The sequence below is a fragment of the Stenotrophomonas forensis genome (assembly GCF_028752115.1).
Lineage (GTDB): Bacteria > Pseudomonadota > Gammaproteobacteria > Xanthomonadales > Xanthomonadaceae > Stenotrophomonas > Stenotrophomonas forensis.
This window is the reverse complement of the sequence record NZ_CP082270.1, coordinates 340001-354680: the sequence shown is the minus strand read 5'-3', so window position 1 is coordinate 354680 and position 14680 is coordinate 340001. Positions and strand designations below refer to the sequence as shown.

At 66.5% G+C, this 14680-nt stretch carries 10 protein-coding genes and 3 rRNA genes (1 of these 13 only partly in view); 4 read left to right on the top strand and 9 right to left on the bottom strand.

Features of this window, described 5'->3' with window-relative positions:
* Positions 1–7: 7 nt before the first annotated feature.
* Complete coding sequence (gene coxB, locus K5L94_RS01645; protein WP_180880652.1) at positions 8–961, bottom strand: cytochrome c oxidase subunit II; 954 nt, start codon at positions 959–961, stop codon at positions 8–10.
* A gap of 11 nt (positions 962–972) precedes the next feature.
* A complete protein-coding gene (locus tag K5L94_RS01640; protein ID WP_274511868.1) occupies positions 973–1449 on the bottom strand; it encodes a DUF2244 domain-containing protein in 477 nt (158 codons plus the stop codon).
* Positions 1450–1723: 274 nt separating this feature from the next.
* On the opposite strand from K5L94_RS01640, the gene putA reads away from it, so the two are divergent.
* Positions 1724–4942, top strand: coding sequence for a bifunctional proline dehydrogenase/L-glutamate gamma-semialdehyde dehydrogenase PutA (gene putA, locus K5L94_RS01635; RefSeq protein WP_274511867.1), 3219 nt, complete (start codon positions 1724–1726; stop codon positions 4940–4942).
* A 56-nt stretch (positions 4943–4998) separates the two neighbouring features.
* On the opposite strand, the gene pnuC is transcribed toward putA, so the two are convergent.
* Entirely contained in the window at positions 4999–5580 is a 582-nt protein-coding gene (pnuC, locus tag K5L94_RS01630) for a nicotinamide riboside transporter PnuC (protein WP_053448578.1), read from the bottom strand.
* A gap of 107 nt (positions 5581–5687) precedes the next feature.
* Positions 5688–7040 (bottom strand): outer membrane protein transport protein, encoded by a 1353-nt coding sequence (locus tag K5L94_RS01625; protein WP_053448577.1) that lies wholly within the window; start codon positions 7038–7040, stop codon positions 5688–5690.
* A gap of 225 nt (positions 7041–7265) precedes the next feature.
* Here K5L94_RS01625 and K5L94_RS01620 point away from each other — a divergent pair, with 225 nt between their 5' ends.
* The gene (locus K5L94_RS01620; protein ID WP_004153881.1) at positions 7266–7958 is read left to right on the top strand and encodes a rhomboid family intramembrane serine protease; all 693 of its coding nucleotides are present in this window, start codon (positions 7266–7268) and stop codon (positions 7956–7958) included.
* A 79-nt stretch (positions 7959–8037) separates the two neighbouring features.
* Here the strand turns inward: K5L94_RS01620 and K5L94_RS01615 are convergent, their stop codons facing one another.
* Both K5L94_RS01615 and K5L94_RS01610 read right to left on the bottom strand, forming a co-directional pair.
* Positions 8038–9498, bottom strand: a complete 1461-nt coding sequence (locus tag K5L94_RS01615; protein ID WP_053448576.1) for a S41 family peptidase — start codon at positions 9496–9498, stop codon at positions 8038–8040.
* Positions 9499–9606: 108 nt separating this feature from the next.
* Complete coding sequence (locus K5L94_RS01610) at positions 9607–10905, bottom strand: murein hydrolase activator EnvC family protein (RefSeq protein ID WP_053448575.1); 1299 nt, start codon at positions 10903–10905, stop codon at positions 9607–9609.
* Positions 10906–11000: 95 nt separating this feature from the next.
* On the opposite strand from K5L94_RS01610, the gene K5L94_RS01605 reads away from it, so the two are divergent.
* Positions 11001–11663, top strand: a complete 663-nt coding sequence (locus K5L94_RS01605) for a DUF4097 family beta strand repeat-containing protein (protein WP_053448574.1) — start codon at positions 11001–11003, stop codon at positions 11661–11663.
* Positions 11664–11747: 84 nt separating this feature from the next.
* On the top strand, positions 11748–13457 hold the full coding sequence (locus K5L94_RS01600; protein WP_053448573.1) for a M28 family metallopeptidase: 1710 nt from the start codon (positions 11748–11750) through the stop codon (positions 13455–13457).
* A gap of 223 nt (positions 13458–13680) precedes the next feature.
* Here K5L94_RS01600 and rrf (K5L94_RS01595) read toward each other — a convergent pair.
* The 3 genes from rrf (K5L94_RS01595) to K5L94_RS01585 form a co-directional block, all read right to left on the bottom strand.
* Positions 13681–13795: ribosomal RNA gene (rrf, locus tag K5L94_RS01595) — 5S ribosomal RNA — on the bottom strand.
* 133 nt (positions 13796–13928) lie between these two features.
* A 5S ribosomal RNA gene (rrf, locus tag K5L94_RS01590) occupies positions 13929–14043 on the bottom strand.
* Between the two features lie 126 nt (positions 14044–14169).
* Positions 14170–14680: ribosomal RNA gene (locus K5L94_RS01585) — 23S ribosomal RNA — on the bottom strand (it continues 2367 nt past the right edge of the window).

The following is a 14680-nucleotide window of genomic DNA, read 5'->3' as shown; positions in this document are numbered from 1 at the left end:
CTTTACATCACGCGCCGCTGGCTGCGGTGGCAGGGGCGCTGGCGGCGTCCGCCGCAGCGGGGGCGGCAGGCGCCTCACCGGCCGGCGCCGCGGGTTCTGCCGGTGCCGCAGGCGTTGCAGGCGCGGCCGGTGGCGCCGGCTTGCGCTGCGCCAGCCACTGCTTGAAGTCTTCCTTGGACACCGCCTCGACCACGATCGGCATGAAGCCATGGTCCTTGCCGCACAGCTCGGCGCACTGGCCGCGGTACACGCCGGGCTGCTCGATGCTGGTCCAGGCCTCGTTGATGAAGCCGGGGATGGCGTCCTGCTTCCAGCCCAGCGCCGGCACCCACCAGGCATGGATCACGTCATCGGAGGTGATGACGAAGCGCACCTTGGTATCCACCGGCAGCACCAGCCGGTTGTCCACGTCCAGCAGGTAGTGCGGGTGGCTCTCGCGGGTCGGCACGATGCCGCTCTGCCGCACGCGGTCGGACTCACGGTCCAGGCGGCTGGTGAAGGTGACGTTCTCGCCGAGGTATTCGTACTTCCACATCCACTGGTAGCCGGTGACCTTCACCGTCATCTCGGCATCGCGGGTGTCGTACATCTTGATCAGGTTGGCCGTGGCCGGCCATGCCATCACGATCAGGATGATCACCGGGATCACCGTCCAGATCACCTCGGCCTTGGTGTTGTGGCTGAAGGTGGCGGCGACCGCGCCCTTGGATTTGCGGAACTTGAAGATGGCGTAGGCCATCGCACCGAACACGATGACGCCGATCACCGTACAGATGATCAACGACAGGTTGTTCGACTCCCAGGCCAGGCGCGAGGTCTGGGTCACCCCCTTGCCCATGTTCAGCTGCCACGGCTTGGGATCGGCCGCCTGGGCCCATGCCAATGCCGGAACCAGTCCCCCGGCCACCGTGGCGGCGACCGCTGCAACGCACTTCGTGCCCCACCTGCTGCTTTGCTTCATTGCCTAGACCCTTAGCGTCGTCGGTTGCCGCCACCGCTGGCGGCGAGCAAGCTTTCAAGTGTCTCTGCAAGCGTCTGACGTTCGGCCGGCGCGAGGAAACTCCCCACCTCCACCTGCCGGCCGCTGGATGCCAGCCGGACCCTCTCATCGTCGGTGAGCAGGCGCACCCAGTGGGGGTGGGCCCGGAACACCGGCGATCCACCGGGTACGGGGATGACCTCCACGTACGCCGGCACTACCCGGATCTCCTCCTGCCGTTCTCCGCTGCGCCACAAGGCACGCAGCGCCGCCGCCAGCACCAGGCTGTACAGCAGCGCGAACAGGGGGGCGAATGCATTGCCGGCCAACCACCCGAGGGCGGACACCAGCCACATCGCACCCGACAACACGGTGAACAACAGGACGAACTGCCGGGCATCGAGCGCCCGTGGGGGACGCAGCCGCAGCTGCGTACCTGACCCATCCGGAGCTGGAAGCACCTCGATCATGTCGCAACCGCGTTCCTGCCGCGGGAAACGTCTCGATGGTAGCCCCGCCCTCTCGCCGGTAGCAAGGGTGCATTCACACTTTTTCCCATGCTGCAACACAGCATGAGGTCGGCGGCCCGAATGACGAATTCAGCACAAATATTGCCGAGCCTGCTGAACACGCTGAATCCACCGCAGCTAGGGGCTATCAGCACTTCACGAAGGGAGCTGCGGGGCACTTCCGGAACCCGGAAAAATGATTAAAATCGCCAAGTTTTCCACTGGCCGGACCGGCATGAACGCACCCTCCTCCTCCCCTGCCGCCAGCGACGCCCCGCGTCCCGGCGCGCTGCTGTCGCCGGAACTGCCGGCGTCCCCCAACCCGTTCCGCCAGGCCATCACCGATGCCTGGTTGAAGGACGAGGCCAGCCACGTGCGCGATCTTCTGGCGCAGGCCCGCCTGCCCGCCGAGGAGCAGGCCAGGGTGCAGGCCCTGGCCGCCGATCTGGTCGGCCGGGTGCGCGTGCGCGCCAAGGACCAGGGCGCGATCGAAGCCTTCATGCGCCAGTACGACCTGGGCAGCGAGGAAGGCGTGCTGCTGATGTGCGTGGCCGAGGCGCTGCTGCGCATTCCGGACCAGGACACCGCCGACAAGCTGATCCGCGACAAGCTGGCCGACGCCGACTGGGAAAAGCACCTGGGCGGCAGCGACTCGGTGCTGGTCAACGCCTCCACCTGGGGCCTGATGCTGACCGGCAAGCTGGTGCAGATGAACGACGCCACCCGCGCCGACGCGCCCAGCGCGTTCAAGCGCTTGGTCGGCCGCGTCGGTGAGCCGGTGGTGCGCCTGGCCGTGCGCCAGGCGATGAAGATCATGGGCCACCAGTTCGTCATGGGCCGCACGATCAGCGAAGCGCTGTCGCGTTCGCACAAGGGTGACAACGCAGACTACCGCTACTCCTTCGACATGCTGGGCGAAGGCGCGCTGACCATGAAGGACGCGCTGCGCTACCTGGAAGACTACCGTCGTGCGATCCACGCCATCGGCGGCGATCACAAGGCACGCGGCGGCCGTCCGGACGGTGACGTCAACAACGCCCCGGGCATCTCGATCAAGCTGTCGGCGCTGTACCCGCGCTACGAGCACGCCAAGCGCGAGCGCGTGCTGAAGGACCTGGTGCCGGGCGTGCTGGAACTGGCGCAGCTGGCCAAGAGCTACGGCATCGGCTGCACCGTCGACGCCGAAGAATCCGACCGCCTGGAACTGTCGCTGGACATCATCGAACAGGTGTTCGGCGATGCCTCGCTGGCCGGCTGGGATGGCTTCGGCGTGGTCGTGCAGGCCTACCAGAAGCGCACGCCGTACACGATCGACCACCTGGCCGACATGGCGCGCCGCGCCGGTCGTCGCCTGCAGGTGCGCCTGGTCAAGGGCGCCTACTGGGATGCCGAGATCAAGCGCGCGCAGATCGAAGGCTACCCGGGCTACCCGGTGTTCACCCGCAAGCAGAACACCGACGTGTCCTACCTGGCCTGCGCCAAGCGCCTGTTCACCCATGCCGACGCGATCTACCCGATGTTCGCCACGCACAACGCGCACACCATCGCCGCGGTGCGCAGCATCGCCAACGGTGGCGTGTACGAGCACCAGAAGCTGCACGGCATGGGCGACGACCTGTACGCCGAAGTGGTGCCGGCCGACCGCCTCGGCCTTCCCTGCCGCGTGTATGCGCCGGTCGGTTCGCATGAAGACCTGCTGCCGTACCTGGTGCGCCGCCTGCTGGAAAACGGCGCCAACTCCAGCTTCGTCAACCGCATCACTGACGAACGCGTGCCGATCGCCGACCTGATCCGCGATCCGGTCGAGATGGTCGCCTCGTTCGCCTCGATCCCCCACCCGAAGATCCCGCTGCCGGTTGACCTGCTGCGCAGCCAGAACCACGACAGGAAGAACTCCATGGGCGCCAACCTCGCCAACGACAACGAACTGCGCGCCCTGGCCGAGCAGATCAACGCGGCCGTGAAGCCCTGGCAGGCCGCCCCGCTGGTACCGGGTGCGAACCCGGCCGGCGCCGCGCTGCCGGTGACCAACCCGGCCGACACCCGCGAAGTGGTCGGCCAGTGGCTGGCCGCCGATGCCGCCACCGTGCAGAAGGCCCTCGCCAACGCCGTGGCCGCGCAGCCGGCCTGGAACCGCACCCCGGCCGCCAGCCGCGCCGCCATCCTCGAGCACGCCGCCGACCAGCTGGAAGCGCGCATGCCGGAGTTCATGGCGCTGTGCGTGAAGGAAGCCGGCAAGAGCCTGCCCGACAGCATCGCCGAAGTGCGCGAAGCGGTGGACTTCCTGCGTTACTACGCCAAGCAGGCGCGCGAGCAGTTCAGCCACGCCGAGAAGCTGCCGAGCCCGACCGGTGAATCCAACGAGCTGCAGCTGCACGGCCGTGGCGTGTTCGTCTGCATCAGCCCGTGGAACTTCCCGCTGGCGATCTTCCTGGGCCAGGTCGCTGCCGCTCTGGCCGCCGGCAACAGCGTCATCGCCAAGCCGGCCGAACAGACCAACCTGATCGGCTACTACGCAGTGAAGCTGCTGCACGACGCCGGCGTGCCGGCCGAGGTGGTGCAGTTCCTGCCGGGCGACGGTGCCACCGTCGGTGCCGCGCTGACCGCCGACCCGCGCGTGGCCGGCGTGGCCTTCACCGGCTCCACCGACACCGCCCGTGCGATCAACCGCGCGATGGCCGCCCGTGACGCCGCCATCGGCGTGCTGATCGCCGAGACCGGTGGCCAGAACGCCTTCATCGCCGACTCCTCGGCGCTGCCGGAACAGCTGGTCAAGGACGCCATCGGTTCGGCCTTCACCTCCGCCGGCCAGCGTTGCTCGGCCGCGCGCGTGCTGTTCGTGCAGGACGACATCGCCGACAAGGTGATGACCATGCTGGCCGGTGCGATGAAGGAACTGAAGGTCGGCAACCCGGGCCTGCTGTCCACCGACGTCGGCCCGGTGATCGACGCCGATGCACTGAAGATCCTGCAGGACCACGCCGTGCGCATGGACCGCGAAGCACGCCTGATCGCCGCCGCCGAGCTGTCCGCAGAAGCCGTCAATGGCACCTTCTTCGCACCGCGCGCGTATGAGCTGAAGGACCTGGGCCAGCTGCACAAGGAAATCTTCGGGCCGGTGCTGCACGTGATCCGCTGGAAGGGCGACCAGCTCGACGCGGTGATCGATCAGATCAACGCCACCGGCTACGGCCTGACCCTGGGCGTGCATTCGCGCATCGACGAAACCGTTGATCGCATCAGCAACGGTGTCCACGTCGGCAACGTCTACGTCAACCGCAACCAGATCGGTGCGGTGGTCGGCGTGCAGCCGTTCGGCGGCCAGGGCCTGTCCGGCACCGGCCCGAAGGCCGGTGGCCCGCACTACCTGCTGCGCTTCGCCACCGAGAAGACGGTGACGGTGAACACCACCGCCGCGGGCGGCAACGCCTCGCTGCTGACCCTGGGCGACTGATCGCCCGGTTGATGCAGTAAAACGAAAAACCCCGCGAAAGCGGGGTTTTTTGTTGCTCAACGTGCTTCCTCGCGCATCAGGTTGCGCCAATGGCGCAGCGCCACCAGCGCGTTGATCCAGAAGCCGACATACAGGATCGAGGTCAGGTGCAGGCCACGGCTGTAGTACAGCGGCACCGCCACGGTGTTCACCAGCAGCCACACCCACCACGATTCCAGCTTGCGCCGCATCATCAGGATCTGCGCGATCACGCTCAGCACCAGCACCGCCGAATCGATGTACGGCGCGTAGGCGTTGGTCAGGCGGGTCAACATCCAGCCATAACCGAAGGTGGCCACCACCGCCAACGGCGCCAGCCAGGCCCACGCACGCGGGCGCAGCGCGGTGATCGGCAGCGGCGAACCATGGTCGCCACGCAGCCACTGCCACCAGCCCAGCACGCTGATGGCGATGAAGAAGAACTGCAGCACCATGTCCGCGTACAGATGCGAGCGTTCGAACACTGCTGCGAACAGTGCACAGCCGACGATGCCCAGCCACCAGGTGTGCACGTTGTTGCGGCCGGCCAGCAGGATCGAGCCGGCGACGGCGATGTTGGCAGCCAGCTCCAGCTGGAAGTTCGGGTCGGACAGGTTCATCGCCCTATTGTCATGGATCCGCGCCCTGCAGGGAGGGCACGCCATGAAAAAGGAAAGGCCCCGCTTGCGCGGGGCCCTCCGTGTCCTGCTTCAGGCGAACGCCTGGATCAGAACTTGTACTGGAACGAAGCAGCCAGCACGTCGCCACGGACCTTGTACTTGCCAGCCAGCGAGTTGCCCTGATTGTTGGTGGTCGGCTGGATGTTCACGTTCGGGTCGCTGGTGAACAGGTGGGTGTAGCCGAAGTTGTATTCGGTGTTCGCCGACGGGGTCCAGCCCACGCCCAGCGACAGCCACTTGCGGCTGGTATCCGGCACGCGGACGTCACGATGAGCGTCGGTGGTCGGGGTCTGGTCCAGCGCGACACCACCGCGCAGGGTGACGGTATCGCTCAGCTTGTAGTCCGCACCCAGCGACACGAAGGTGGTATCGCGATAGCCGAAGTCCAGCACAGAGTCCTTCTGGGCCGAAGCATAGTCGATGGTGACAGAGTCGAATGCGGTCGACCAAGCGGTGCGGGTGACGTCACCCATCACGGTCCAGCGATCGTTGACCTTGTGCGTCACGCTCAGGGTCGCCGACGCCGGCAGCTTCACGGTTGCCTTGCCACTGGTGCTGACGAACTGGCCCGGCTGGGTCTGACCCAGGATGGTCGCGGTGCGGCCATTGTCATTCGGCATCAGGAAGGTGGCATCGCCGCCGGTGATCTTGTGCGTGACCTTGGAGCGATAGCTCAGGCCGATGTGGGTGTTCTCATCGATCGAGAACAGGCCACCGACCGTCCAGCCCACGGCATTGTTGTCACCTTCAACGGTCAGCTTGCCATCGGCGCTGCCCGGGGCGTAGCCCGGCACGCGGGCCTGGGCCAACGCAGTACCGAAGTCGATGTTGTTGCTGAGCTCGATGGTCAGGTGTTCAACGAACACCGACGCGCCGAACGAGACGTACGGGTTGACGTCATAGGATGCGGCAAAGCCAAGATCGATGGCCTTCAGGTCGGTCTTCAGGCCGCTGTAGCGACCCACCCAACCATTGTCGTACTCGGTCTTGAAACCAAACGGAGCAGTCAGCGACACACCGAAGTGGGCCTTCTCGCCGATCGGCATGTGGAAGTACGCGGCCGGAACCGGGGCGATCATGCCAGCGTCGCCGCCGTCACCGCCGGTCTGCGCGGCGCCGGTCGGCTTGCGACCCTGGCCCTTGAACTCGGCCTTGAAGCTGATGGCGCTCAGGTCACCCTGGATCAGGGTGCCGTCCAGCTGACGCATGCCGGCCGGGTTGACGGCGATGATGGAGGCGTCGCCCTCGGCGCTGCCGGAGCCGGCGAACGCACGGCCGAGGCCCTTGGCACTGTTTTCCTTCAACTGGAAGGCGGCGGCGTTGGCATCGGCGGCGGCCAGCGCACCGGCAACGCCGACGGCCAGCAGGGTCAAACGGGCAATGGTGGAAGCGGTTTGCATCGTAGTTCTCTCTCCGGTAAGCGGTGATGGTGCTCTGAGTGCGCCTGCGCCCGGCCGGCCCTGGGGCCCTTCGGAGCGCGCCGGATTCCCCTCCCGACATACGACGCCGTATGCGAGTATTACCCAGAGCTGTTAATGAAACAATAACAGCGCCGGCGGTTTTTTCGTCTCAAAAGCTGAACAGGACCATCCCCGCCACAAGCGCCCGCACGCTAGGCTAATGCCATGTTCGTCTCCCTCCCGTCGCGCAAGAAGGCGGCCCTGCGCTGGGCCACGCCCGTGCTGTTTGCGGCATTGTGGCTGGCGTTCCTGTGGTCGATCTCGCGCCCGGACGATGCCCGCGGCAGCCTCTGGCTGGACTGGGGCGCCCTGTCCACCGGGCTGACCCACCCGCTGGACTGGTGGGCGACCCTGCAGGACGGCAGCGTGCTGCGCCTGTTCACCGCCCTGTTCCTGCACGCGGACTGGTCACACCTGCTGGGCAACCTGGTGTTCCTGCTGATCTTCGGCCTGCCCGCCGAGCGCGTGCTGGGGCCGTGGCGGTTGCTGCTGCTGTTCCTGGTCGGCGGCGCGGTGTCCAACCTGGTGGCGATCTACACCATGGGCAGCCCGGACCAGATCATCATCGGCGCCAGCGGCGCGGTCTCGGCGCTGATCGGCGCCTACCTGGCCCTGTTCCCCGGCGCCCGCCTGGGCGTGGTGATCCCGCTCGGCCTGTTCCTGGAGTTCGTGCGCGCCCCGGCCTACCTGCTGATCGGCGTGTGGGCCGCACTGCAGGTGGTGTTCGCGCACATCGGCCCCAGCTTCGGCATGGTGGCCTGGTGGGCGCACATCGGCGGCTTCGTGTTCGGCCTGCTGTACGGGGTCTACGTGCGCGCGGCCATCGCGCGCCGGCTGCGCAAGCGCCACGGATTCTGACCCCGGGTAGTGCCGGCCGCTGGCCGGCTCCACGCTCACCCGCTCGTAGATCAGTCGAGCATGGCTCGACTCTACAGAATCAAGGCTTGGCCGGGACCGGCGCGGGCTTGGCTTCCGGCGTGCTGTCCGCCTTCGGTTCGACTTTCTGCTCCGGCTTCGCTTCGGGCTTCGCCGCAGCGGCCTTCGCGGCCTTGGCCGCCTCCGCCTTGGCGGCTTCGGCCTTCAAGCGTGCCGCCACCGAACCCGGGTTCTTGAGTTCGGCCAGCGCATCGTTGATCGGGCCATCGCCCGGCAGCACGGCACCGGCGTGGTAGCCCTCGGTGCCTTCATCGTCGCCGCGCAGGTGGCCCGGCAGGGTCGCTTCGCTGTAGTCGCTGAGGCTGGCCGGCAGTGCATCCTCGGCCGGTGTGGCAGCGGGTTTCAATTCAACGTCCGGCACGATGCCGGTGGCCTGGATCGACTTGCCGCTGGGCGTGTAATAGCGCGCGGTGGTCAGCTTCACCGAATCCCCGTTGTCCAGCGGCAGCACGGTCTGCACCGAACCTTTGCCGAAGGTGCGGCTGCCGACCACGCGGGCGCGCTTGTTGTCGCGCAGCGCGCCGGCCAGCACTTCCGAGGCGCTGGCCGAACCGGCGTCGGCCAGCACCACCACCGGTGCGCCCTTCAGCAGGTCGCCGGGGGTCGCGTCGAACCGTGCGTCGCTGATGCTGATGCGGCCGCGGGTGCTGACGATGTTGCCCTTGTCGAGCAGATCATCGGCCACCTGCACCGCGGCGGTCAGCAGGCCACCCGGGTTGCTGCGCAGGTCCAGCACCAGGCCCTTGAGCTGGCCACCGGACTGCTTCTGCAGCTGCTGCACGTGCTTCTGGAAGTCCGAACCGGTATCGGCCTGGAAGGTGCTCAGGCGGATGTAGCCATACCCCGGCTCCAGCAGGCGGCTGCGCACGCTGGTCACGCGGATGGTCTGGCGGGTGAGGCTGACGTCGAACGGCTTCGGCTTGCCGTCGCGCACGATGGTCAGCACCACCTTGCTGCCGGCCGGGCCACGCAGCGGTTCGCTGGCGTCGATCGCGCTGATCGGCTTGCCGTCGATGGCGATGATCAGGTCACCGGCGAGGATGCCGGCCTTGGCTGCCGGCGTGTCGTCGATCGGCGAAATCACCTTCATGCTGGCGTTGTCCGGCTGCTGCTGCAGCTCCACGCCGATACCCTCGTAAGCGCCGTTGGCCTGCTCGTCGAAGGCCTGCGCGTCTTCCTTGTTGAAGTAGGTGCTGTGCGGATCGAGGTCGAGCAGCAGGCCACGTACCGCTGACTGCATCAGCTTCTTGTCGTCCACCGGATCGACGTAGGCGGCGCGCACCGCGTTGTACACGGCCACGAAACGGCGGATTTCCTCCAGCGGCACCTTCGAGGTCACCGCCTCCTCGCTGTTCGCTGCCTGCCCACTGGTTTCCTGGCTCGGGGCGGGCGCGGTCTGCTGCGCCCAGGACAGCGCTGGCAACAGGGCCAGCAAGAGGGTGGCGGTACGGGCTGCGCGCATGGATCACTCCTGTCGACGGTGGCATCGTGCCCAAGGCACATGCGCCGATTATGCGCGAAGCACAGCTAAATTCCCGTTGAATCCGCCCGTCACGCGACGGCGCCGGATTCAGCGCCGCTGCAGCCAGCTGTCCGGATTGACCGGCTGCCCGCCACGGCGCAGCTCGAAGTACAACGCGGTGACGCCCTGGCCGCCGGAATTGCCGACCTTGGCCACCGCATCGCCGCGGCTGACCCGTGCGCCGGCATCCTTCAGCAGGGTGTCGTTGTGTGCGTACAGGCTCATGTAGCCGTTGCCGTGGTCGACGATCAGGATCATGCCGTAACCGGTCATCCAGTCGGAGAACACCACCGTGCCATCGGCCACGGCGGTGACGGTGCTGCCGGCCGGCGCGCCGATCAGCACGCCGCTGCTGGTGCGCCCGTCGGGCAGCTTGCCGCCGTAGCGGGCCAGCAGATTGCCCGACAACGGCCAGCCCAGTCCGCCCACCTTCGGTGCCGGCGCCGAGGCCACCGCAGGCGGCACCTTGGTCGGCGGTGGCGGGCGGCCTTCCGCCTTGGCCTGGCGTGCGGCCTTCTCGGCGGCGGCTTTCTCGGCAGCGGCGCGGCGCGCGGCGGCACGACGCTCGGCTTCGGCGCGGGCTGCGGCGGCGCGCAGATTGGCCAGCAGCGTTTCCAGCGCCTTTGCATCCTGGCCCAGCGCTTGTTCCTTTTCGCGCTGGTCCTTGAAGCGTTCGTCCAGCGAGGCCACGGTCTGCGCCCGATCACGACGATCGGCCGCCAGGGTGGCCGCCTGCTGCTTCTGGTCACGCTGCGCGCCCTGCAGCTTCTGCTGGCGTTCGGCGATCTGCGCTTGCAGGGCTTCCAGTTCCTTCAGGTCAGCGGTCAGCGTGCTGATGCGCTGCGCGCGTTCGCGCTGCAGATAGCGGTGATAGGCCAGGGCACGGTTGGCATCGGCCACGGTGTCCTGCGACAGCAGCAGCTTCAGCGGTGCGTGGTTGCCCAGCTGATAGGCCGCGCGCAGCAGGCCGGCCAGTTCGCGGTGCTGCTGGGCCAGGTTGTTCTGCAGGCTGCTGCGGCGCTGCTCGGCTTCGGCCAGGGCACGGCTCTGCTCACGCAGTGCGGTCTCGGTCTGCGCAAGCGCGCGTCCGCTGCGGGCCACCTTCTCGTCGGCCTCGCGCAGTTGCTGTGACGCCTGCCCGCGCTGGCCTTCGATTTGACGACGCTCCTGCGCCACGCCTTTCAGTTCGGTGCGCAGCTTCTGCAGCTTGCGCTCGGTCTCACGGGTGGTCTGCGCCGCGGCGGGCAGTGGCAGGGCCAGCGCGATCGCCAGCGCCAACAGCAGGCAGCGCCCGCCGCGGGCAGCGGCGATGTGATGTCGGCGTGATGGGAAGGCGTTGTCGCGCAAGGGCTTTCCAGTGACTTCAGGCAGTTGCGGGGGCTACCGGGGAATGGTGACATCTCCGCACGCGGCCTGCCAGCCGCACATCCATCGAGGTCCCCATGAAAACTCTTTCCATTCCGCTGCTGTTGGGCGTCCTGCTCGCGGCCGGCCCGGCCGGCGCCCAGGACAACATCAGCAAGGTCAACGGCAGCATCAGCGCCGAACCCGGCCAGCGCTACGGCAAGCTGGATACGGTCAACGGCGGTATCCGCGTTGGCGAAGGCGCGGAAACCAGCAGTATCGATACCGTCAACGGCGGGGTGAAAGTGGCCGACCGCGCACGCACCGGCAAGATCGAGACAGTCAACGGCGGCGTGCGCCTGGGCCGCGAAGTCATTGCGCATGGCAGCGTCAGCACGGTCAACGGCAGCATCTTCAGCGACCGTGGCAGCCAGATCGAAGGCGGCGTTGAAACCGTGAACGGTGGCATCGGCCTGGTCGAAAGCCGCGTCGGCAAGGATGTGGAGACCGTCAACGGTGACATCACCGTGGGGATCGGCTCGCAGGTCAACGGCGGTGTGCACGTCCGCAAGCCCAATTTCAGCGTCTCGCTGACTGCCAGCCGCAAGCCGCGCGTGATCATCGGCCCCAATGCCGTGGTCAATGGCCCCCTGCAGTTCGAACGCGAGGTGGTGCTGTACGTGCACCGCAGCGCCCGCATCGGGCCGGTCACCGGCGCCGAACCGATCCCGTTCGACACCGAAACCGCCCCGGCGGACTGAGCCACCGCGCCGTTCGGTCCGGTGATCCTCGCCCAACCGGTCGTGCACAACGTACGGCCACCCTTTGTTACCCAGGAATCGACGATGCCCCGCAAACTCCTCCTGTGCCTGGCCGCCGCGGCCGCGCTCAGTGCCTGCAAAGGCGAAGATACGCCGGCCGCCGCGCCAGCCACCGACACTGCGGCCGCCAAGCCCGCCGCCCATTCGTTCTCGCCGGACATCAATGCCGGCGACTTTGCCGAGATGGTCAAGACCCTGGCCTCGGATGAGTTCGAAGGCCGCGCCCCGGGCAGCAAGGGCGAAGAGCTGACGGTCAACTACATCCGCGACCAGATGCAGCGCATCGGCCTGCAGCCCGGCAACGGCGACAGCTGGTTCCAGGATGTGCCGATGACCGAAACCACGGCCGACGAATCGACCGTGCTGAAGATCACCCAGGGCGGCAAGACCACCGAGCTGAAGTTCGGCACCGACATGGTGGTCGGCACGCGTACCGGCCAAGCCGAGGTGAAGGTCGATGCCAGCGACCTGGTGTTCGTCGGCTACGGCGTCGATGCACCGGAGCAGAAGTGGAACGACTACGCCGGCCAGGACTGGAAGGGCAAGACGGTTGTCATGTTCGTCAACGACCCCGGCTTCCACGTCGATGACGACAAGCTGTTCGACGGCAAGCGCATGACCTACTACGGCCGCTGGACCTACAAGTTCGAAGAGGCCGCACGCAAGGGCGCCGCCGCCGCGCTGATCGTGCACGACACCGCGGGCGCCTCCTATGGCTGGGATGTGGTGAAGAACTCCTGGGCCGGCCCGCAGTACGACCTGCCCGCCAAGGATGATCCGGAAGCCCGTATCCCGGTGCAGGGCTGGCTGAGCGCGGAGGCCGCCAAGACGTTGTTCGCCGGTGCCGGCCTGGATCTGGCGCAGGCCTACAAGGACGCCAGCAAGCGCGGCTTCAAGCCGGTGCCGCTGAAGGCTACTGCGGCGGTTGATCTGAAGAGCCGGATCGCGCAGAAGCAGTCGCGCAACGTGGTGGGCGTGCTGCCGGGCAGCAAGCGTGCCGACGAGGCCGTGCTGTACATGGCGCACTGGGACCACCTGGGCAAGCACGAGGGTGAGACCGGCGACAACATCTACAACGGTGCGGTCGACAACGCGACCGGCGTGGCCGGCATCCTCGAGGTGGCCGAAGCGATGGCCCACCAGCAGCCGAAGCCGGAGCGCTCGGTGGTGTTCCTGGCCGTGACCCTGGAAGAGTCGGGCCTGCTCGGTTCGAAGTACTACGTCGCGCACCCGACCTTCCCGCTGGACAAGATTGCCGGCGTGATCAACATCGACGCGATGTCGGTGGCGGGCCGCGCCAAGGACGTGACCGTGACCGGTTTCGGCAGCTCGGAGCTGGAAGACATCCTCAAGCCGCTGGCCGCCGCCCAGGACCGCACCCTGCACGGTGAGACCTCGGTGCAGAGTGGCTTCTACTTCCGTTCGGACCACTTCAACTTCGCCAAGGCCGGCGTGCCGGCCCTGTATGCCGATGGCGGCGAGGACCTGCGCGAGGGCGGCGTGGAGGCGGGCCGCAAGGCCGCCGCCGACTACGGTGCCAACCGCTACCATGGCCCGAAGGACGAGTTCGACGCGGCCACCTGGAAGCTGGACGGCACCGTCGAAGACCTGCAGTTGATGTACGGCGTCGGCAAGGAACTGGCCGGCGGTGATCGTTGGCCGAACTGGTACGAGGGCAACCCGTTCAAGGCGGCCCGCGACGCGATGATGAAGGACAAGGCGCCGGCCAAGTAGAGTCGAGCGATGCTCGACTGAACATTGTCGAGCGCAAAGCGGCGCCCACAAGGGTGCCGCTTTTTTTTTGTGCGCTCCGCCATGGGTGGGTGCCAACCTTGGTTGGCGCCGCCGTTCGCGGCGGTTTCATCAACGGGCCTGCCGGCCAGCGGCCGGCACTACCGACATTTCCTGAGCACAAAGAAAAACCCCGCTGCGCAAGCAGCGGGGTTTTGGGTGTAAACCCTGGCGATGACCTACTCTCGCATGGCTTGAGCCACACTACCATCGGCGCAGCTGCGTTTCACTTCCGAGTTCGGGATGGGATCGGGTGGTTCCACAGCGCTAATTTCACCAGGGAGACGGTTGCAGCAGCGCTTGCAGCGCCAGCATCGCGATCTTGCCCGTGGGGCGGAAGGTACCCGGAAAATGCAGTGCCTTCACTTAATAAGAAAAACCCCGCTGCGCAAGCAGCGGGGTTTTGGGTGTAAACCCTGGCGATGACCTACTCTCGCATGGCTTGAGCCACACTACCATCGGCGCAGCTGCGTTTCACTTCCGAGTTCGGGATGGGATCGGGTGGTTCCACAGCGCTAATTTCACCAGGGAGGCTTTTGGAGAGTCGCACTCGTCCCTTAGGGACAAGGCGCCAGCCTCGCATAGTTCTTGTGACGTAGCGTGCACTTGGATGCTCTTACGACGTTGTCGTAAAGCCAAGGCAACTTGAGGTTATATGGTCAAGCCGCACGGATCATTAGTATCAGTTAGCTCAATACATTGCTGTACTTACACACCTGACCTATCAACCACGTAGTCTACATGGTTCCTTCAGGGGGCTTGTGCCCCGGGAGATCTCATCTTGAGGCGCGCTTCCCGCTTAGATGCTTTCAGCGGTTATCGCTTCCGAACATAGCTACCCGGCAATGCCACTGGCGTGACAACCGGAACACCAGAGGTTCGTCCACTCCGGTCCTCTCGTACTAGGAGCAGCCCCTCTCAAATCTCCAACGCCCATGGCAGATAGGGACCGAACTGTCTCACGACGTTCTGAACCCAGCTCGCGTACCACTTTAAATGGCGAACAGCCATACCCTTGGGACCGACTACAGCCCCAGGATGTGATGAGCCGACATCGAGGTGCCAAACACCGCCGTCGATATGAACTCTTGGGCGGTATCAGCCTGTTATCCCCGGAGTACCTTTTATCCGTTGAGCGATGGCCCTTCCATACAGAACCACCGGAT